Below are 19,667 nucleotides of genomic sequence, written 5' to 3'. Positions count from 1 at the left end.
TTGTCCTGCGTGACGACCCGACAAAAGATCCTGATCACCGGCGCGAGCTCGGGGCTCGGCGAGGGGATGGCCCGTGAGTTCGCTGCGCGCGGCCGTTCGCTGGCCCTGGCCGCCCGACGCGTCGACCGCCTCGAGACCCTCGCCGACGAACTCCGGCCGAGTGCGCCGCAGGTCGCCGTCAGCGCACTCGACGTCACCGACGTCGACGCCGTGCCCGTCGTCTTCGGCAAGCTGCGCGACGAACTCGGCGGTCTCGACCGCGTGATCGTGAACGCGGGGCTGGGCAAGGGGGCGCCGATAGGCACGGGCAAGGCGCACGCCAACATCGAGACCGTGCAGACCAACCTCGTCGGAGCGCTCGCACAGGCCGAGGCGGCGATGGAGATCTTCCGCGCGCAGAACCACGGTCACCTCGTGCTGGTCAGTTCGATCAGCGGAATTCGTGGACTTCCCAAGGCGCAGACCGCGTACTCGGCGTCGAAAGCCGGTGTCACGGCGATCGGGCAGGGTCTGCAGGCAGAACTCGTCAACTCGCCGATCACGGTCTCCGTCGTCGCGCCCGGCTACATCGAGACCGACATCAATCGCGGTGTGAAAACCGCGCTGATGGCCGACACGGAGTCCGGAGTCGCGGCGATGGTCAAGGCCATCGAGGCCGAGAACGGTTACTCACCGGTGCCGGCGTGGCCGTGGACTCCTATCGCCGCGGCGCTGAAGTATCTGCCGGGGTTCGTCACGCGTCGGATGATCTGAGCCGCTCTAAGGCCAGCCACGTCCTCAGCCTGCAGGTGGCGCGGGAGAACTGCTGACGACGTCAGCCGGATTGCGCCACACGACGGGCGCCTGCTTGTAGTCGAGCGAGTCGTCGCCGGTGGTGTCGGCCCAGTAGATGACCCGCGTGAGCTTTTGCCCCTCATCGGCGTAGGCGACGAGGCAGGTGGCGTAGGAGTCGCCGCGGCGCATGGTTTCGGGGGGCTTGGGGTTGGCGCAGTCCTTCAGGGAGGTCGACGGCGGCAGTGTCAGCGCCGCGGTGCGTCCATCCGCCGAACCGGCGAGGCCGAGGACTTTGGGGGCGGGCGCCGGACGTGGTGCCAGAGACGTCACTGTGACGTAGACGAAATACGCTGTGCCGCCACGGGTTTGCGCGCTCGGCACGTGTTTGCCCTGCGTGATGCCGGTGACGGTGTAGAGCGCCGTGGACCCGCCCGCGCGATAGGCGTCGGCAGGCAGCGACGCGGAGGCGCCGAAGTCGAGCGTGGTTCCGGGCGCTGTGCGCGGATGCTGCTGCCCGGGTGCGACGGTCACGGCTGCCGATCGGGGCACCGACGTCGCGGATTCGGCGGTACCTCCGGAGTCCGACGAGCATGCCGCGATGCCGAGCACGCCCGCGACACAGGCCAGCGACACCACGAGCAGTCGCGGCCGCAAAACGGTAGTCCTCACGTGCGTAAGGTATCGGATGTGGGTTCCACACAGGGGCAAGTGGTCGCCAATGGCGCGTTCGCACTCTTCTCGCGACGACGAGCAGACGACGTGAGTGAGCTACTCGAGTCGATCTTCGGGCGCGACGACATCACCGCGATCGGCGCCGATTGGCGCGGGATCGTCTACTTCACCCTCGACGACGACGAGGAGCTCGCGTCCGACACCGTCATCGGCTTCGACCCGTCGAGTGGAGCGTCGGGACCGCTCGCCACCCTCGACGAGGTGCTCGCAGCCGTCCGCGACGGCGAGATCGCCGACGCCGTCGATGTCTCCGGATTCGACGCCTGGCGGGTTGCGACCGGCACCCGCGAACTCGCGATGGGCGACTGCGTGCCGCCGCTCGTACTCGAGTTCCTCGGCGGCGACCCGGCAGAGCGCGCCGACGAACCGCAGGACCTCATCACCTACGTTGCGGTCGCGGCCGCGCTCATGGGTCGGCTCGAGGCGCTCGGAGTGCAACCGGGCGACGAGATCCCGCCCGAGGTGTTCGACGACGAGCGCTGGTCCTGACTCAGGCCTTGCGTCCGCGCTCGGCGCGGTACCAGCGCACCAGTGCGTCGGTCGACGAATCACCTTGCTGCGCAGGCGCTTCGGCGTCGGTGATGACGCCCAGAAGTTCTTTGGCCTGCGTCTTGCCGAGTTCGACGCCCCACTGGTCGAACGAGTTGATGCCCCACAGCGTGCCCTCGACGAAGACCTGATGCTCGTAGAGCGCGATCAACTGACCGATCACCGCCGGGGTCAGTTCGGACGCGAGTATCGACGTCGACGGCCGGTTGCCGGGCATCACCTTGTGCGGCACCACCTTCTCGTCGACGCCCTCGGCCCTGATCTCGTCCGCGGTCTTCCCGAACGCCAGCACCTTGGTCTGCGCGAAGTAGTTGCTCATCAGCAGGTCGTGCATCGAGCCGGTGTCATCGGCTGTGGGCAGATCGTCGGTGGGATTGGCGAAGCCGATGAAGTCGGCGGGCACCAGACGTGTTCCCTGGTGGAGCAGTTGGTAGAAGGCGTGCTGGCCGTTGGTACCCGGCTCGCCCCAGAAGATCTCGCCGGTGTTGGTGGTCACGTGCTCGCCGTCGGCCTTGACCGACTTGCCGTTGGACTCCATCGTCAACTGCTGCAGGTACGCGGCGAAGCGTGCCATGTCGTTCGAATAGGGGAGCACCACCCGCGACTGCGCGTCCCAGAAGTTCGAGTACCAGAATCCGATCAACGCCAGCAGCACCGGCGCGTTGCTCTCCAGCGGCTGCGTACGGAAATGGGTGTCGACGGTGTGGAATCCGCCGAGGAATTCGGCGAAGCGTTCTTTGCCGATCGCCGCCATCACCGAGAGGCCGATCGCGGAATCCACCGAGTAGCGGCCACCCACCCAGTCCCAGAAGCCGAACATGTTGACGGGGTCGATTCCGAAGTTCGACACCGCTTCCGCGTTGGTGCTGACGGCCGCGAAATGCTTGGCGACGGCGTCCTCGCCCGCACCGAGTTTCTCCAGCAGCCACCGCTTGGCTGCCGCCGCGTTGGTCAGCGTCTCCAGCGTCGTGAAGGTTTTCGAGGCGACGATGAAGAGCGTCTGCTCGGCGTCGAGGTCGGCAAGTGCCGCGACCATGTCGGCCGGGTCGACGTTGGACACGAAGTGGCAGCGGATGTCGGTGTCGACGTAGTGGCGTAGCGAGCCGTACACCATGACGGGCCCGAGGTCGGAGCCACCGATGCCGATGTTGACGACGTCGGTGATGGGTTTTCCGGTGTGGCCCTTCCACTCTCCGCTGCGCAGCTTGTCGGTGAATGCGCCCATCGCGTCGAGCACCTCGTGGACGTCGTGTACGACGTCCTGGCCGTCGACGACGAGTTGCGCGTCGGCAGGCAGGCGGAGCGCGGTGTGCAGGACCGCGCGGTCTTCGGAGGTATTGATGTGCACGCCGGCGAACATGTCGTCGCGGTGCTGTTCGAGATTCGCTTCACGCGCGAGCGAGAGGAGGAGCTCGATGGTCTCGGCGTCGATGAGGTGTTTGGAGTAGTCGATGTGCAGATCGCCGACGTCGATGGTGAGCTCGCGTCCACGGGAGGGGTTGTCGGCGAACAACTCCCGGAGATTGCGTGCGGCGAGGATCGGCTTGTGAGCCTCCAACGCCTGCCAGGGTTGAGTAGTGGTGATGTCCTTGCCGCTGCGCGAGACGTCGGTGCCCATGAACCAACACTAGGTCTTCACGGCGTGGCGCGTGCTCGATAAGAGGGGAGACCGACGTCTCGTAACCGATGGTTCACCAATCGCGAACCCGGCGAGCGGTCAGCGACCGAGCGGACCCCTGCCGAGGCGCAGCAGCAGCATGGCGAGCGTGTGGCCCTCCTGGCCGAGCACGGCGAACCGGTCGATGACCTTCACCTCGCGCGAATGCACCAGCCGCGGGCCACCCGACGCCATCCGGGTGGCGCCGACCTTCTTCGACACGGCAGTCCTGCGCTTGATCGCGGCCAGGATGATCGCGTCGAGGCGGTCGATCTCGACCCGCAGGTCGTCGATCTCGTCTGACAGGTCGTCGATGGAGGGGTCGAGGCGGTAGTACTCGAGATCGATCGTTTCCTCGAACGGCACCGGCACGTCCGACGAGGCGTCGGGTGTCGTCGCAGGGTTCTGATCGTTGCTCGCATCGCTCACCGGGGTGATTTTGCCACGCGCCACCCGCGGCGGTTCTACTAGATCCCATGCCGAGCAGCCCGACGGTGACGTCGCAGTCACACACATCCGACGAGCCGCATCGACACCGATCCCTCGCCGGCCGGATCGGCTCACTCACCGTGGTGACGGCGATCGTGCTGATCGTCGCGCATCTGGTGGTCCGCGCGTGGCTGGTCGCGACCGGCAACTTCTACTGGGACGACCTCATCCTCATCGGCCGCGCGTCGACCCTTCCCCTCTGGTCGTGGGACTACCTGGGCCAGAGTCACGACGGCCACTTCATGCCTGCGGCCTTCCTGGTCGCCGGGCTCTCGACGCTGGCAGCACCGGTCAACTGGGTGATCCCGGCGGTCACGCTGGTCGTGTTGCAAGCGCTCGCGTCGCTGTCGGTGTGGCGAATGATTCGCGTGGTGGGATCGGCGGCGGGAGGTGACCGGGCGGGTCGTCGACGGCCCGCGCTCGAGGTCGGCGCATTGGCCGCCCTGGCGTTCTATCTGTTCACTCCGCTGACCGTGCCCGCGTACATCTGGTGGGCCGCGGGCCTCAACTCGCTGCCGATGCAGGCGGCGATGGCCTGGATCGTCGCCGACGCCATTCTCTTGTGCACCGGCCGCGTGCCGGAATCGTCGCGACGACTCGTCGTCATCAGGTCGACGGTGATCTTCGTGGTCGCGCTCGCCTTCTTCGAGAAGTCGCTGTTCATCCTGCCGGTGGCCTTCATCGCGGCCGTGCTGGTCGTGCGTTTCGACCGCACCTCAGAGCCCTCGGATGACACCGGCGAGCCTGCCGACCGCACTGTCTCGGCGCTCCCGCGTACCCCGCTCATCGTCGCCTTCACGCGGGGTCGCGCGCTGTGGACTCCGCTGACCGTCGTCTTCGTGGTGTGGGTCATCGTCTACTTCTCGGTCTCCGACGCGACGGCGGGGACGCACTCGGTGTCGCAGACCGCGCAACTGGTGTGGCGCTCGATCAACAAGGCGCTCGTGCCGTCCCTGGTGGGAGGTCCGTGGGACTGGGAACGCTGGGTACCTTCTCCGCCGATGGGGTTCCCGTCGATCTGGATGATCGTGCTCGGCTGGATCGTGGTTGCCGGTTTCGTCATCTGGGCGATCAGAACGCGCGTCGGTGCGATCGGCGTGCTCGTTGCCGTCGCGTTGTACGTGGTGGTCGTGCAGATCCCGCCCATGTGGAATCGGTCGAGCGCCAACACGGCGCTCGAACTCGCACAGACGATGCGCTATCTCCCCGACGCCGCGCTGGTGTTGGCTCTGGCGTTCACGCTGCTCCTGATCTCGCCGAACCGTGCGTCTACCGGGGCGTCGCAGACGGATGGCGCCGATCGGGGTCCCGCGCGGCACGCACGCGAGGCGGGTACATCGCCGCTGCTGCTCGTCGGCGTCATGGCCGTGGCGTTCGCGGTCGCGTCGTCGATCATCTCCACCGCGGCCTACTCGGCGTCGTGGAATGACGATCCGACCGGCCCGTATCTCGCGAACGCCAAGCGCGCACTCGCCGCGAACAAGGACACGACGATGTTCGACCAGGCACTACCCCTCGAGGTGTTGCTTCCGGTCGCCTATCCGGAGAACCAGATCAGTCATACCTTCGGCAAGCTGCGTGATCGGCCGACATTCGGCACCCACACCGACCGTCTCATCGTGCTCGACAACTCGGGCAACGCCGTGCCCGGTGCCGTGACGCCGCGGCGCTCGATCACCGCCGGGCGCGGGTCGTGCGCGCGACCCGAACTCGACGGCCCGAGCCGACTCCGACTCGACGGTCCGCTGATCCAGTGGCAATGGACCATCGCACTGGGATACTGCGCCAATTCCGCTGGGCAGGTGCATTTCTCGCTCGACGGTGGAGCGCCCGTCACGGTGCCGGTCACAGCCGGGTTGCACGTCGTCTACGTGCAACTCGACGGTCGCGGCACCGAACTCGACGTTCGGCCGCTCACGCCCGGCCTCGCACTGCACACCGGAGCGGGGCGTGTGGGTGAGGTTGTCGACGCGCGCCTCCTCGGGGGCTGAGTGTCGGTGGTGGCGAGTAACCTGAACTCTCGATGACCAGTTCCACCCGCACCCCCGCCACGCCCGCCGGCCGCGCTCCGGCAGCAAGCCCCGACGACGCGTCCGCGCGCCTGCTCGCCGGGCTCAATCCGCAGCAGCGCGAGGCTGTGTTGCATTCCGGCTCGCCGCTACTGATCGTGGCGGGCGCGGGGTCGGGTAAGACGGCGGTGCTGACCCGCCGCATCGCCTATCTGCTCGCCGAGCGCGACGTCTCGCCCGGTCAGGTCCTGGCAATCACCTTCACCAACAAAGCGGCCGCCGAGATGCGTGAGCGCGTCATCGGCCTCGTCGGTCCGCGCGCCAACTTCATGTGGATCTCGACCTTCCACTCCACGTGCGTGCGCATTCTGCGTGCACAGTCGGCGCTCCTGGAGGGCCGTAACTCCAACTTCTCGATCTACGACGCCGACGACTCCAAGCGGCTCCTCGGCATGATCATCCGAGATCTCGACCTCGACCCCAAGAAGTTCGCGCCGCGCGGGGTGTCGGTGATCATCTCGAACTACAAGAACGAACTGGTCACGCCCGACGAAGCCATCACCGCGACAGCGCAGGGCGACCCGACCGAGCAGGCGATCGCGCAGATCTACGCCGAATACCAGCGCAGGCTGCGCACCGCCAATGCCTTCGACTTCGACGACCTGATCGGCGAGACCGTCGGGTTGCTGCAACGCCACCCCGAGGTCGCCGAGTACTACCGCAGACGCTTCCGCCACGTACTGGTCGACGAGTATCAGGACACCAACCACGCGCAATACGTTCTGGTGCGCGAGTTGGTACTCGGAAGCACCTCGGACGACTCCGCCGACGAGCCAGATGCCCGCAGCGTCGAGCCGTCGGAACTGTGCGTCGTCGGCGACGCCGACCAGTCGATCTACGCGTTCCGTGGCGCGACGATCCGCAACATCGAGGAGTTCGAGCGCGACTTCCCGAACGCGGAAACCATTCTGCTCGAACAGAATTACCGCTCCACTCAGACCATCCTGTCTGCCGCGAACGCGGTCATCGCGCGCAACCCGAATCGACGCGAGAAGCGGCTGTGGACCGATTCGGGCGACGGTGAGCTCATTGTCGGCTACGTGTCGGATTCCGACCGCGACGAGTCGATGTTCATCGGCACCGAGATCGAACGCCTCACCGACCACACCATCGGCGGGGTGTCGGAGTCGTACAAATACTCCGACATCGCCGTGTTCTACCGAACCAACACCGGCTCACGACCGATCGAAGAAGTCTTTGTGCGCCACGGCATTCCGTACAAGGTGGTCGGCGGCACCCGCTTCTATGAGCGCAAGGAGGTCCGCGACGTCGTGGCCTACCTGCGCACCGTCGCCAATCCCGACGATTCGGTGAGTCTGCGCCGCATCCTCAACACACCCCGACGTGGCATCGGCGACCGCGCCGAGGCGTGCGTCGCGGTGCACGCCGAGAACGCGGGTGTCAGCTTCTACCAGGCGCTGCTCGACGGCGCCGAAGGCAAAGTGGCCCTGCTCAATTCGCGCGCGGTCAAACAGATCGGTGGATTCGTCGACCTGATCGAGGGATTGCGCCGCGACTTCCTGACCACCTTCGGCCAGGCCGACGACGAGGGCGCCGACGTCGCGACCGTGTCCGATGCGACGGAGGAGGGTGCCGACATCGGAGAGCTGGTCGCCGCCATCGTCGACCGCAGCGGGTATCGGGCGGAGCTGGAGGGCTCGAGCGACCCGCAAGACGCCGCACGCCTCGACAACCTCAACGAGCTGATCTCCGTCGCAGCCGAGTTCAGCACGGAGGCAGCCGAACTCGACGTCGAATTCGATGACGAAGCGGATGGCGATGAAGACCTGGGCGGAACCGACGGCGAACCCGAACCCGGTTCACTGGCCGCCTTCCTCGAGAAGGTCGCGCTCGTCGCCGACGCCGATCAGGTGCCCGACGAGGGCGACGGTGTCGTCACTTTGATGACCTTGCACACCGCGAAGGGGCTCGAGTTTCCGGTCGTGTTCGTCACGGGCTGGGAGGATGGCCACTTCCCGCACATGCGTGCCCTGGGCGATCCGGCGGAGTTGAGCGAGGAGCGTCGACTCGCCTACGTCGGCATCACCCGTGCCAAGGAGCGGCTCTACCTGACCCGTTCGGTGACGCGCGCATCCTGGGGGCAACCCGTCTCCAATCCGGAATCGCGCTTCCTGCAAGAGATCCCGCAACATCTCATCGATTGGCGACGCACCGAGCCTCGACGTGGCGCGCGTGGATTCGGTTCCACCGGAGGCGTTTTCGGGCGATCCGACAGTGGATCGTCGCGCACGCTGGGTCGCTCGCAGTACTCGACCGACCCCAATCGTGGCCGGAACAAGCAGATCCACCTCGACGTCGGCGATCGACACAACCATCCCAAGTACGGCATGGGGAAGGTAGTGGGCAAAGAGGGGAGCGGTGCCACCGAGCGGGTGGTCATCGACTACGGCGGCAAGACCGGTCGTATCACCTTGCTGACCGCGGGCGGAATTCCGGGCGACAAGCTCTGAGGTCTCGACAAGCTCGACCAGCGGGTCAGTCTCGACCAGCGGGATATCGCTCGACCAGCGGGGTATCGCTCGACCAGCGGGTCAGAGCGACCCGGTAGGTTGGGCCCCGGATCAGGGTCGGGTGAGGTGACTCAGCCCGTGTAGGCCGACATCCGGACGCCGTGCTCGGCGAGCCACGGGGCCGGGTCGATCTTGGTGGTGCCGTTCTTCCAGACCTCGAAGTGGCAGTGCGGGCCGGTCGACTGACCGTCGGAGCCGACGAGGCCGATCACGTCGCCCGCCTTGACGGTCTGGCCCTTCTGAACCAGCACACCGGACGAGTACATGTGGCCGTACACGGTGACCGTACCGTCGGCGGCTTGGACCTGAATCCAGTTACCGAAGCCCGACGCCGGTCCGGCTTCTTTGATGACACCGTCGGTCGCCGCGTGGATCGGGGTACCGAGCGGGGCGGCGAAGTCGACGCCGCCGTGCATGCTGCCCCAGCGCATCGCGAAACCGGAGGTGAATTGGTAGACGCCGAGCGGGACCGGTGACTCGAAGTACGGACGGCTCGCGGCTGCCTTGCGTGCAGCCTCGTCCTTGACGAGCTGTTCACCCTCTGCGAGCTGCGAGGTGAAGACGCTCATGTCCTGCGAGGAGTTGTCGGGCGCCGCGACTCCCGGTCCCAGATCGGCGACGGGAGCTGCCTTGTCGACGTTCGCGGTGTTGGTGGGCGTCGTCGCGGGTGCCGGCGCCTTCTCGGTGGTGCCGGCGTGGGCTGCCGCGGCGACTGCTGCGCCTGCGGCCATGGCGATGAGGGCTGCACGACCCCCGCGCAGAGCGGTCGGGGGTGCGGCAAGGCGGTGCTTTCCGCGGGTGCGGGTGCGGCCAGGCTCGGGAACCTGCCGGAACGGCTTCTCAGCGGGCCGTAGGTCGATCTCGCCGCTGTGGGTGAGGTCGAGGTCGGCGTCGGCGGGGAACGAATCGAGCTGCGCGCCCTCGCTCTCGAAGGGATCGTCGGCGTACGCCTCGAATCCGCCCTCGGGAATGAGGATGTCCTGCGTCAGTTCGGAGCGGGTGGGCCGGTAGTAGGGGTCCCACGTGGACGGCGACCATGTTGTCTGGTCGTAACCGTCGGCGTACTCGCGCTCGGCGGAATCGGCGGCCCAGGGATCGTACGAGTCGAGGTCGTCGATCGGGATGATCGCGGTCATCTCCTCGGCCGGGATGTCGTCGTAGGTATTTCCGCGTCGTGATGCCACGGTGCCCACCGTCGACGTCGACCTGCTCGGAGCTCCGCGTTCCGCCAAGTCGCCCACCTCAATTCCTGTTGCTTCGTTCCCGATATCGGTCTTGTTACTGTTCGTGACCGATTCGTGATCCGTTCTGCTCGACTGACGGTAACGAAACGATTGCGGCAAGTCCAACGATCGACGGTAAGAACCCGCTCAAATGTGAGCTGAGTCACCAATACCGGCTGTGCGTACACCCATCGTGAAGGCGGTGTTCTAGATGTCGAATCTCACCCAAAACCGTTGCGCTGCGCCCTTCTTCCCGACTTCGTGCCCGCGTACGGCGGACCGAGGGCAGACTCTATACGAGGAGCGTGGCGCGCTGATCGATGGCCGGTGTCCTGCGATGGGGACCGCCGACCGAACGAGTGATCTGTCGCACAAGCCACGGAGGCCCCCATCAGGGCTGTGTCCGGCAGGTTTAGAGTCCGATATGGCCCGTGTTACACCCAACATCAGCGGGCACAACGACGAAATGGTGAGCTGAATGGATCTCTTCGAATACCAGGCGAAGGAACTGTTCGCCAAGCATGGGGTTCCCACCACACCCGGTCGGGTCACCGACTCCGCCACCGATGCACGAGCGATCGCCGAGGAAATCGGCAAGCCCGTGATGATCAAGGCGCAGGTCAAGACCGGCGGACGTGGCAAGGCAGGCGGCGTGAAGTACGCCGCGACCCCTGACGACGCGCAGACCAACGCAGAAAACATCCTGGGCCTCGACATCAAGGGGCACATCGTCAAGAAACTCCTCGTCGCGGAAGCCAGCGACATCGCCGAGGAGTACTACATCTCCTTCCTTCTCGATCGCGCCAACCGCACTTACCTGGCGATGTGCTCGGTCGAGGGCGGCATGGAGATCGAAGAAGTCGCAGCGACCAAGCCGGAGCGGCTGGCCAAGGTGCCCGTCGACGCCGTCAAGGGTGTCGACATCGCCACCGCGCGATCGATTGCCGAGCAGGGCCACCTGCCCGCCGAGGTGCTCGACGCCGCTGCCGTGACCATCGCCAAGCTGTGGGAGGTCTTCGTCGCAGAAGACGCCACGCTGGTCGAGGTCAATCCGCTGGTCCGCACCCCCGACGATCAGATCCTCGCCCTCGACGGCAAGGTGACACTCGACGAGAACGCCGACTTCCGTCACCCCGACCACGCCGAGTTCGAGGACAAGGACGCCACCGATCCTCTCGAGCAGAAGGCCAAGGAGAACGACCTCAACTACGTCAAGCTCGACGGCCAGGTCGGAATCATCGGCAACGGCGCGGGACTCGTGATGAGCACGCTCGACGTCGTCGCCTACGCGGGTGAGAACCACAACGGCGTCAAGCCTGCCAACTTCCTCGACATCGGCGGCGGCGCGTCGGCCGAGGTCATGGCTGCCGGTCTCGACGTCATCCTCGGAGACGAGCAGGTCAAGAGCGTGTTCGTGAACGTCTTCGGCGGCATCACCGCGTGCGACGCGGTGGCCAACGGCATCGTGGGAGCGCTCAACAAGCTCGGCGACGAGGCCGACAAGCCTCTGGTGGTCCGCCTCGACGGCAACAAGGTCGAAGAAGGCCGCAAGATCCTGGCCGATGCGAATCACCCCCTGGTGACGCTCGCCGAAACGATGGACGCAGGCGCCGACAAGGCTGCCGAACTGGCGAGCAAGTAAGGGGCGACGAATCAATGTCGATCTTTCTGAACAAAGACAACAAGGTCATCGTCCAGGGCATCACCGGCGGTGAGGGCACCAAGCACACCGCGCTGATGCTCAAGGCGGGCACCAACGTCGTCGGCGGTGTCAACGCGCGCAAGGCCGGCACCACCGTCACCCACAAGGACAAGGACGGCAACGACATCGAGTTGCCGGTCTTCGGATCTGTCGCCGAGGCGATCGAGAAGACCGGAGCCGACACGTCGATCGCGTTCGTGCCGCCGAAGTTCTCCAAGGACGCCATCATCGAGGCGATCGACGCGGAGATCCCGCTGCTCGTCGTCATCACCGAGGGCGTTCCCGTGCAGGACACCGCGTACGCGTGGGCCTACAACGTCGACAAGGGCGCCAAGACCCGCATCATCGGACCGAACTGTCCGGGCATCATCACGCCGGAGGAGTCGTTGGTCGGCATCACGCCTGCCAACATCACCGGCAAGGGTCCGATCGGCCTCGTCTCGAAGTCGGGAACCCTGACCTACCAGATGATGTATGAGCTGCGTGACCTCGGCTTCTCGACCGCCATCGGCATCGGCGGCGACCCGGTCATCGGCACGACGCACATCGACGCCATCGAGGCCTTCGAGAAGGACCCCGACACCAAGGTCATCGTGATGATCGGCGAGATCGGCGGCGACGCCGAGGAGCGCGCAGCCGACTACATCAAGGCCAACGTCTCCAAGCCGGTCGTCGGCTACGTCGCGGGCTTCACCGCCCCCGAGGGCAAGACGATGGGTCACGCGGGCGCGATCGTGTCGGGCAGCTCCGGCACCGCTCAGGCGAAGAAGGAAGCCCTCGAGGCGGCAGGCGTGAAGGTCGGCAAGACGCCGAGCGAGACCGCCAAGCTGGCCCGCGAGCTCTACGAGAATCTGTGACCGCGTAGTTCGCGATTATTCACACCCCCGGTGACGCCCTCCGCGTCACCGGGGGTTTCTTGTTGGTGCGGGTTTCGTGTTTCGGAGGAGTCCTTGTTGTCAGGGTGCTCCGGTCGCCCGGGTGGGATAATGCTCGGGTGACCAACGATGCCACGGCGGCTGGCGGGGACCGGACTCCTGTCCTGGGCGTGCTGAAGCTCCCGTTCCGCGCCGCGTCGGCGATGTTCGACGTCGCCGAGCATGTCCCCGTGGCAGGTTCGGTCGTTCGTGATGTACGACGGTCCGCGCACAACGTCGTCGACTCTGCGGGTGTGTTGGCAACGGCCGGTGTGCAGTCGGGCATGGGTGCGCTGATCCGCGAGATCGTCGACGTGTTCACGTCCGAGATCGACCTCACCGCGCTGGTGCTCGACAACGTCGACCTCGACAAGATCATCGCGTCGGTCGACATGAACGCGATCGTCGACCTTCTTGACCTCGACGCCATTGTCGCGCGTGTCGATCTCGACGCCGCCGTCGCGCGAGTGGATCTCGACGCCGCGGTCGCGCGGGTCGATCTTGACGCTGCGGTCGCTCGGGTGGACCTCGACGCTGCAATCGCGCGCGTCGACATCGAGGCGGTGATCGCGACCGTCGACCTGGACGCGATCATCGACACCGTCGACCTCGACCGTGCCGTCTCGCATGTGGACGTCGACGCCGTGATCAACCGCGTCGACCTCATCGGACTCGCCGACGTCATCATCGACGGCGTCGACCTTCCCGGGATCATCCGCGAGGCGAGCACGTCGGTCACCGCCGACGTGATGACCGACGTACGCAGCACCAGCGAACGCGCCGACGACGCCGTCGCCGTCATGGTCGGCCGGCTGCTGCGCCGACGCGTGGCCGCGGAGGTGGAATCCGGTGAGCGTGACTGAGCCCCAACGGGATTCGTCCGAATCCGATTCGCACCATGAGCCCGACGGCGGCGATCCCTCTGACACTGCCGCCGACGAGCACGCCGCTCGCTCAGAGGCCAGAAAGACCAAGGCCCACGCGGTGCACGACACCTCGAAGTCGGCGGGCATCGTGAGTCGCGGAGTGGGTGCGGTGCTCGACCTGATCGTCGTGCTGGTCATCATGAGTGCCATCTACCTGGGCGTCGTGATGGCCCGACTGCTCTACAACGTCCACGACTTTTCGATGCCGAGCACCAACGGGTTCTTCACGGTCGGTGCATTCGTCGTCGTGTCGATCATTTACCTCGCGACGTGTTGGGCGGTGTCCGGGCGCACGCTGGGGAGCGTCGTGATGGGCATCCGGGTGGTGAATCGCAAGGGAGGCCGTGTGCGGCCATCGGTGGCTGTGATTCGGGCCGCGATCTGCGTGTTCTTCGCCATCGGACTGCTGTGGGCCGGCGTCGACACCAAGCGACGCTCGGTTGCCGACCTGATCCTGCGGACGCGAGTCGTGTACTCGCGCTGAGGTTCTTCACCCGCTGAGGTTCTTCACCCGCCGAGGTTCTTCACCCGCTGAGGCCTGGTCGAAGACTAGCGTTGGTGAGGTGGCTGAGTCGGTGGGAGTGACGGTAGTAGAACTGGTGACTTCACTCGTCGACGACGGCACCTGGCAGTCCTGGGACGAAGCGCCCAGCTACGTTGCGCTCGACCGGGACTACGCCGCGGCGTTGGGGCGTGCACGCAAGCGAACCGGTACCGACGAGTCGGTGATCACCGGTGTCGGAGTGATCTCCGGCGCTCCGATTGTGTTGGTTGTCAGCGAATTCGGGTTCCTGGGGGGATCGATCGGGCGCGCCGCCGGTGAGCGTGTGGTCAACGCTGTTCGACGCGCGACACGTGAGCGACTTCCGGTGCTGGCACTGCCCGCTTCCGGTGGCACTCGAATGCAGGAGGGCACGGCCGCTTTCCTGCAGATGGCGTCGATCGCCGAGGTGGTCGGCAGTCACCGACGAGCGGGGTTGCCGTACCTCGTGTATCTGCGCAACCCGACCACCGGCGGGGTGTTCGCCTCGTGGGGTTCTCTGGGGCACATCACCTGGGCCGAACCCGGTGCGCTGATCGGGTTCCTGGGACCACGAGTCTACGAAGGCCTGCACCACAAGCCCTTTCCCGACGGCGTGCAGGTGTCGGAGAACCTGGCCGCCCACGGCATCATCGACGCCATCGTGCCGCTGGGCGAACTCCCCGGCCGCGTAGCCGAGGTCGTCGCATTGCTCGGTGAGCCTGCTGATCTGCCGGTCGAGGCCTCATCTCCGCTGGTCGACGCCCCATCCCTGCCGGTCGACGCCTCATCTTCGTCGGTCGAGCTTGTCGAGACCTCATCCCCGCCGGTCGAGACCTCATCCCCGCCAGTCGAGACCTCATCCCCGCCGGTCGACGCCTCATCCCCGCCGGTCGACGATCCATCCCCGCCGGTCGACGATCCATCCCCGCCGGTCGACGCCCCATCTCCGCTGGTCGAGCTTGTCGAGACCTGGCCCAGCGTGCTGGCGACGCGCGCCGCAGGTCGTCGCGGGCTGCGCGCGCTGCTGCTCGATTCCGGCACCGCCGTGATCCACGACACCGGTCCAATTGTGCTGGCGCTGAGTCGATTCGGGCAAACGACGGCCGTGGTGATCGGGCAGGACAGGGCAGTGCAGGCCGACGGTCGGCTGATCGGCCCCGCTGACCTGCGGGTCGCCCGGCGAGGTCTGGCGTTGGCGACCGAACTGCGCCTGCCCGTCGTCACGGTGATCGACACACCCGGCGCCGACCTGTCCGTCGACGCCGAAGAGGGTGGTCTCGCGCGTGAGATCGCGCTCTGTCTGGCAGATCTCATCGCTGTGCCACGGCCAACGGTGTCGGTGCTGCTCGGGGAGGGGGCGGGTGGTGCGGCGCTCGCGTTGTTCCCGACAGATCGTCGACTCGCCGCGCACGACGCGTGGCTGTCGCCTCTGCCGCCGGAGGGCGCGAGTGTCATCGTGCATCGTGACACGGAGCACGCACCAGAACTCGCTGCGGCACAGGGTATTGCGGCCACCGACCTCGCCGCACACGGTGAGATCGACGAGATCGTGCGCTGGGGAGCCGACGCAGCTGGCGACCTCCGCGCGAGTATCGGCCGGGTGTTGGCGGGGCTCATGCCCGATCATCAACGGCGCGTGCGTCATTCGGCAGACAAGCGCGGGCGTCGGATACTCGCCGTCGGTGCGATCATTCGCGACGACGACGGACGATTTCTTCTCGTGCAGCGACTTCGCGACCCTCAAGCCGGCCGGTGGACGGTGCCCGGCGGCAAGGTCGATCCGGTCGACGCCGTCGGTCCCTACGGACCCCGTGACGACGCGGACACGCTCGTCGCGGCGGTGATCCGCGAGATCGCGGAGGAGACCGGACTCGACGTCGAGGTCGGTGCCAAGGCATGGGTGGTCGACATCCCCGACGGCAGGGGAGGGGTCTTCGAAATCCACGATTACGTCGCGGTCGCGGTCGGTGGCACGGTGCGGGCCGCCGACGATGCGGCTGACGCCGGATGGTTCACGGTCGACGAGATGCGCGCGCTGCCACTCACCGAGGGCCTGCTCGAGCATCTGACAGCGGGCGGGTTCGTCGAGTGAGCCAATTCGGTTCATCGTGAACACAATTCGACGACGCGTCGAATCCGCAGGTCCGCACGGTGGGTGATGATCGTGACATCGGCGTGTGGTCGGAAGCCTGGTGTGCGGGCATTAGCGTTTTGCAGAGTCAGATCAGTGTCGATTGTGATTCGCGGAGGTCGTCGTGCGGTCGAAAGTTCTCGCCGTCTTGTTGTTGCTCGTGTTCGGTGGGGCGGTGCTGACGGCCTGTGGTGGCGACGACGACTCGTCGAAGGTCAAGATCGGTGTCGCCGACGCGTCCGAGGAATACTGGAATGTGTTCAAGCAGAAGGCTTCTGCGCAGGGCATCGATGTCGAGCTGGTGAACTTCACCGACTACAACCAGCCCAATCCTGCTCTCGCAGAGGGTGAACTCAACCTCAACGAGTTCCAGCACCTGCTCTACCTCGCCACGTACAACGCGAAGAACAAGCAGAACCTGGTGCCGATCGGCGCGACGGCCGTCTACCCGTTGCCGCTGTACTCGACCAAGCACAAGTCGGTGTCGGAGATCCCCCAGGGTGGGCAGGTCGCGATCCCCAATGACCCGACCAACCAGGCGCGCGGACTACTGGTTCTCGAGCAGGCGGGCTTGATCACGCTCACCAAGCCGGGCAATGCGTTCTCGACCCTCGCCGACATCGACCAGGGCAAGTCGAAGGTGAAGGTCATCGCCGTCGACGCCGGTCAGACAGCGGCAAATCTGGATTCGGTCGACGCCGCGATCGTCAACAACAACTACGCGACGTCGGCGAAGCTGACCAAGGACCAGATCATCGCGTCCGACGATCCAAACTCGGCCGGGGCCAAGCCGTACATCAACGCGTTCGTCGCCCGCAACGACGACAAGGACAACCCCACCTACGCGAAGCTGGTGAAGATCTACCACGACCCCGAGGTGATCGCCGCCGTCAAGCGTTCACTCGGCGATAGCGGTGTGATCAAGGACAATTCGGCTTCCGATCTCCAACAGACGACGAAGGACCTGCAAGCGTCCGTCAACACCAATGGTTCCTGACGTCGACGCGGCGTCGGACCTCGGTTCACCTGCGGGGTCCGACACCGCGATCGACTTCGTCGGCGTTTCAAAGCGTTTCGACAAGTCGGGGCCGAAAGTCCTCGACGGGATCGATCTGAGTGTCCGCTCGGGGGAGATCGTCGGGATCATCGGTCCGTCCGGTGCGGGAAAGTCGACGCTCGCCAGGCTCATCAACGGTCTCGAACGACCAACCGGCGGGCAGGTATTCGTGCACGGTGCAGAACACAGCCGGGCGTCGGAGCGGGAGCTCAACCGGCTGCGTACCGATATCGGCATGATCTTCCAGCAGTTCAATCTGTTCAACTCGCGGACCGTGGCGGGCAACGTCGACTTCGCTTTGAAGGTCGCTCACTTTCAGAAGGACAAGCGGCGCAGTCGAATCGAGGAGCTACTCGACTTCGTTGGCATTGCCGACAAGGCCGATCAATGGCCCGCAGCGCTCTCGGGCGGACAGAAGCAGCGCGTCGGAATCGCGCGAGCACTCGCCACCTCGCCGTCGATTCTCATCGCCGACGAGGCGACGAGCGCGCTCGATCCGCAGACGACGTCGGACACCCTGAAGTTGTTGCGGCGCATCAACTCCGATCTCGGTACGACGATCGTCGTGATCACCCACGAGATGGATGTCGTGCGTGACGTGTGCGAGTCGGTCGCGGTCCTCGATCGGGGTCGGCTCGTCGACAACGGAGATGTGTACTCCGTCTTCGAGCATCCCACGTCGGACGTCACACGAGGACTGTTGCGACACGCCGTCGCGGGAGTCCCGGACGCCGATGCGTTGGCGACGCTGCGCGCCCGGCACCCCGGACTGCTCGCAACCGTGTCGGTGCGCGACGACGCTGCCGCTAGCGGTCATCAGGACGCCACATTCGACCTACCCGCGGCCGTCGCGGAACACGGCGCTCGGTCGACGGTGATCGCGGGCGGCATCAGCGACATCGCGGGCCGACCGTTCGGAGCATTGACCTACGAGATCACCGGCGACGCAACGTCGGTCGACGCCGCGCGTGCGCAACTGGTGCGCATCGACGGCGTCGTCGTACACGAGGGGACACAGCAGTGACCGCCGCCTAGACGTTCGTGCTCGCCGACGGTGAGAGCTTCACGCGGGTCTTCGGGCCGGAGCTGCGGCCGTTGTTGATCCAATCCATCTGGGAGACATTCGAACTCGTCGGCGTGACGCTGCTGATCGGAGGTCTGCTCGGGCTGGTCATCGGAGTGATCCTGTACGCGACGAGCCCCGGAAATCTCTGGTCCAACGCGTGGATCTTCAACGGGTTCAACGTCGTTGTGAATATCGTCCGTCCGATCCCGTTCATCATTTTCATCACCGCGATCGCCCCACTCACCAAAGCTGTGATGGGCACGCGCATCGGTACCGAGGCGGCGATCTTCCCGATGACGCTGATGGCGATGGTGGTCATCGGGCGCGTCGTCGAACAGAGTCTTGTGTCTGTTGATCCGGGCGTGGTCGAAGCGGCGCGAGCGTCTGGTGCCAGTCGGTTGCGTACGTTGCTGACCGTCGTGGTTCCCGAAGGGTTTGCGCCGCTGGTTCTCGGCTACACCTTCATCTTTGTCGCCATCGTCGACATGTCGGCAATGGCCGGGTACGTCGGCGGTGGGGGTCTTGGCGACTTCGCATTCCAGTACGGCTATCAGCAGTTCGACTGGAAACTGACCGTCGTGGTGATCGCCCTCCTGGTGATCCTGGTGCAAGTGGGCCAGTACTTTGGGAACTGGCTGGCACGCCGCGCACGGCACAGATGACCCGAGGAGCACGATGACCGACCTTCTGCCGCTGAACCCCGATGAGCTGCTGACGACTACCCGTTCGGTTCGCAAGCGCCTCGACCTGGAGCGACCTGTTCCGATCGAGGTCGTCCGTGAAGCACTCGAGGTCGCGATTCAGGCCCCGACGGGGTCGAACGCGCAGGGGTGGCATTGGATCGTCATCACCGACGCCGACCTCAAGCGCCAGGTCGCCGACTATTACGCCCGCTCGTTCGCCGACTACTCGGCACAGCGCACAGTGTCGACCGACACCGCCCGCCGTGTCGCCGCCAGCGCCCAGTACCTCGCCGACGTGATGGGCGAGGTGCCGGTGTTGATAGTGGGAGCGATCAAGACGGGCGCTGACCTGCCGACAGGCAACCAGGCAGGGGTGTGGGGATCGTTGCTTCCGGGGGCCTGGAACCTCATGCTCGCACTGCGTGCACGCGGATTGGGTTCTGCGTGGACCACCCTGCACCTCGTGTACGAACAAGAAGTGGCCGACCTGCTCGGCATTCCCGACGGCGTGCACCAGGGCGTGCTGCTACCGGTCGCCTACACGCAGGGCACCGACTTCGCGCCGGCACAACGCAAGCCGCTCGACGATGTACTGCACATCAACGGTTGGTGAATTAGCGTCGCCGGTATCGCCGTACCGG

The 19,667-nt window shown here is 65.9% G+C and carries 17 protein-coding genes; 13 read left to right on the top strand and 4 right to left on the bottom strand.

Annotated elements, in window-relative coordinates; genetic code table 11:
* The first annotated feature begins 9 nt into the window (after positions 1–9).
* Positions 10–753 (top strand): SDR family oxidoreductase, encoded by a 744-nt coding sequence (locus A5766_RS14445; protein WP_005207322.1) that lies wholly within the window; start codon positions 10–12, stop codon positions 751–753.
* Positions 754–777: 24 nt separating this feature from the next.
* Here A5766_RS14445 and A5766_RS14440 read toward each other — a convergent pair whose 3' ends face one another.
* Positions 778–1,443: a hypothetical protein gene (locus A5766_RS14440; protein WP_231894654.1), complete on the bottom strand. Its 666-nt coding sequence runs from the start codon at positions 1,441–1,443 to the stop codon at positions 778–780.
* A gap of 18 nt (positions 1,444–1,461) precedes the next feature.
* Here A5766_RS14440 and A5766_RS14435 point away from each other — a divergent pair, with 18 nt between their 5' ends.
* Entirely contained in the window at positions 1,462–1,995 is a 534-nt protein-coding gene (locus A5766_RS14435) for a hypothetical protein (RefSeq protein ID WP_039856203.1), read from the top strand.
* 1 nt (position 1,996) lies between these two features.
* On the opposite strand, the gene pgi is transcribed toward A5766_RS14435, so the two are convergent.
* Positions 1,997–3,673, bottom strand: a complete 1,677-nt coding sequence (gene pgi / locus A5766_RS14430; protein WP_005207319.1) for a glucose-6-phosphate isomerase — start codon at positions 3,671–3,673, stop codon at positions 1,997–1,999.
* Positions 3,674–3,772: 99 nt separating this feature from the next.
* Positions 3,773–4,141 (bottom strand): chorismate mutase, encoded by a 369-nt coding sequence (locus tag A5766_RS14425; protein WP_039856226.1) that lies wholly within the window; start codon positions 4,139–4,141, stop codon positions 3,773–3,775.
* A 47-nt stretch (positions 4,142–4,188) separates the two neighbouring features.
* Here A5766_RS14425 and A5766_RS14420 point away from each other — a divergent pair, with 47 nt between their 5' ends.
* Positions 4,189–6,192, top strand: a complete 2,004-nt coding sequence (locus A5766_RS14420; RefSeq protein WP_231894653.1) for a hypothetical protein — start codon at positions 4,189–4,191, stop codon at positions 6,190–6,192.
* A 32-nt stretch (positions 6,193–6,224) separates the two neighbouring features.
* Entirely contained in the window at positions 6,225–8,741 is a 2,517-nt protein-coding gene (locus tag A5766_RS14415; RefSeq protein ID WP_005207314.1) for a UvrD-helicase domain-containing protein, read from the top strand.
* Between the two features lie 131 nt (positions 8,742–8,872).
* Here A5766_RS14415 and A5766_RS14410 read toward each other — a convergent pair whose 3' ends face one another.
* Complete coding sequence (locus A5766_RS14410; protein WP_039856221.1) at positions 8,873–10,042, bottom strand: M23 family metallopeptidase; 1,170 nt, start codon at positions 10,040–10,042, stop codon at positions 8,873–8,875.
* Positions 10,043–10,502: 460 nt separating this feature from the next.
* On the opposite strand from A5766_RS14410, the gene sucC reads away from it, so the two are divergent.
* The 9 genes from sucC to A5766_RS14365 all read left to right on the top strand — a co-directional run bounded on the left by sucC (position 10,503) and on the right by A5766_RS14365 (position 19,639).
* Positions 10,503–11,666: an ADP-forming succinate--CoA ligase subunit beta gene (sucC, locus tag A5766_RS14405; protein ID WP_005207311.1), complete on the top strand. Its 1,164-nt coding sequence runs from the start codon at positions 10,503–10,505 to the stop codon at positions 11,664–11,666.
* A gap of 14 nt (positions 11,667–11,680) precedes the next feature.
* On the top strand, positions 11,681–12,583 hold the full coding sequence (gene sucD / locus A5766_RS14400; RefSeq protein ID WP_005207310.1) for a succinate--CoA ligase subunit alpha: 903 nt from the start codon (positions 11,681–11,683) through the stop codon (positions 12,581–12,583).
* 137 nt (positions 12,584–12,720) lie between these two features.
* A complete protein-coding gene (locus A5766_RS14395) occupies positions 12,721–13,503 on the top strand; it encodes a hypothetical protein (protein WP_039856201.1) in 783 nt (260 codons plus the stop codon).
* Positions 13,490–14,050 carry an RDD family protein gene (locus tag A5766_RS14390; protein ID WP_005207308.1) on the top strand — a complete coding sequence of 187 codons (561 nt, stop codon included), beginning with the start codon at positions 13,490–13,492 and terminating at the stop codon, positions 14,048–14,050. The genes A5766_RS14395 and A5766_RS14390 overlap by 14 nt, the downstream gene beginning before the upstream one ends.
* Positions 14,051–14,129: 79 nt before the next feature.
* Positions 14,130–16,181: a carboxyl transferase domain-containing protein gene (locus tag A5766_RS14385; RefSeq protein WP_005207307.1), complete on the top strand. Its 2,052-nt coding sequence runs from the start codon at positions 14,130–14,132 to the stop codon at positions 16,179–16,181.
* 163 nt (positions 16,182–16,344) lie between these two features.
* Complete coding sequence (locus A5766_RS14380) at positions 16,345–17,217, top strand: MetQ/NlpA family ABC transporter substrate-binding protein (protein ID WP_005207306.1); 873 nt, start codon at positions 16,345–16,347, stop codon at positions 17,215–17,217.
* Complete coding sequence (locus tag A5766_RS14375) at positions 17,207–18,301, top strand: methionine ABC transporter ATP-binding protein (RefSeq protein WP_005207305.1); 1,095 nt, start codon at positions 17,207–17,209, stop codon at positions 18,299–18,301. The genes A5766_RS14380 and A5766_RS14375 overlap by 11 nt, the downstream gene beginning before the upstream one ends.
* A 17-nt stretch (positions 18,302–18,318) precedes the next feature.
* Positions 18,319–19,005 (top strand): methionine ABC transporter permease, encoded by a 687-nt coding sequence (locus A5766_RS14370; RefSeq protein ID WP_005207304.1) that lies wholly within the window; start codon positions 18,319–18,321, stop codon positions 19,003–19,005.
* Positions 19,006–19,018: 13 nt separating this feature from the next.
* Positions 19,019–19,639: a nitroreductase family protein gene (locus A5766_RS14365; protein WP_005207303.1), complete on the top strand. Its 621-nt coding sequence runs from the start codon at positions 19,019–19,021 to the stop codon at positions 19,637–19,639.
* Positions 19,640–19,667: the final 28 nt, after the last annotated feature.

The sequence above is a fragment of the Gordonia sp. 852002-51296_SCH5728562-b genome (assembly GCF_001665475.1).
Lineage (GTDB): Bacteria > Actinomycetota > Actinomycetes > Mycobacteriales > Mycobacteriaceae > Gordonia > Gordonia sputi.
The sequence above is the reverse complement of the archived record's forward strand: the minus strand, read 5'-3'. Positions and strand labels throughout refer to the sequence as shown.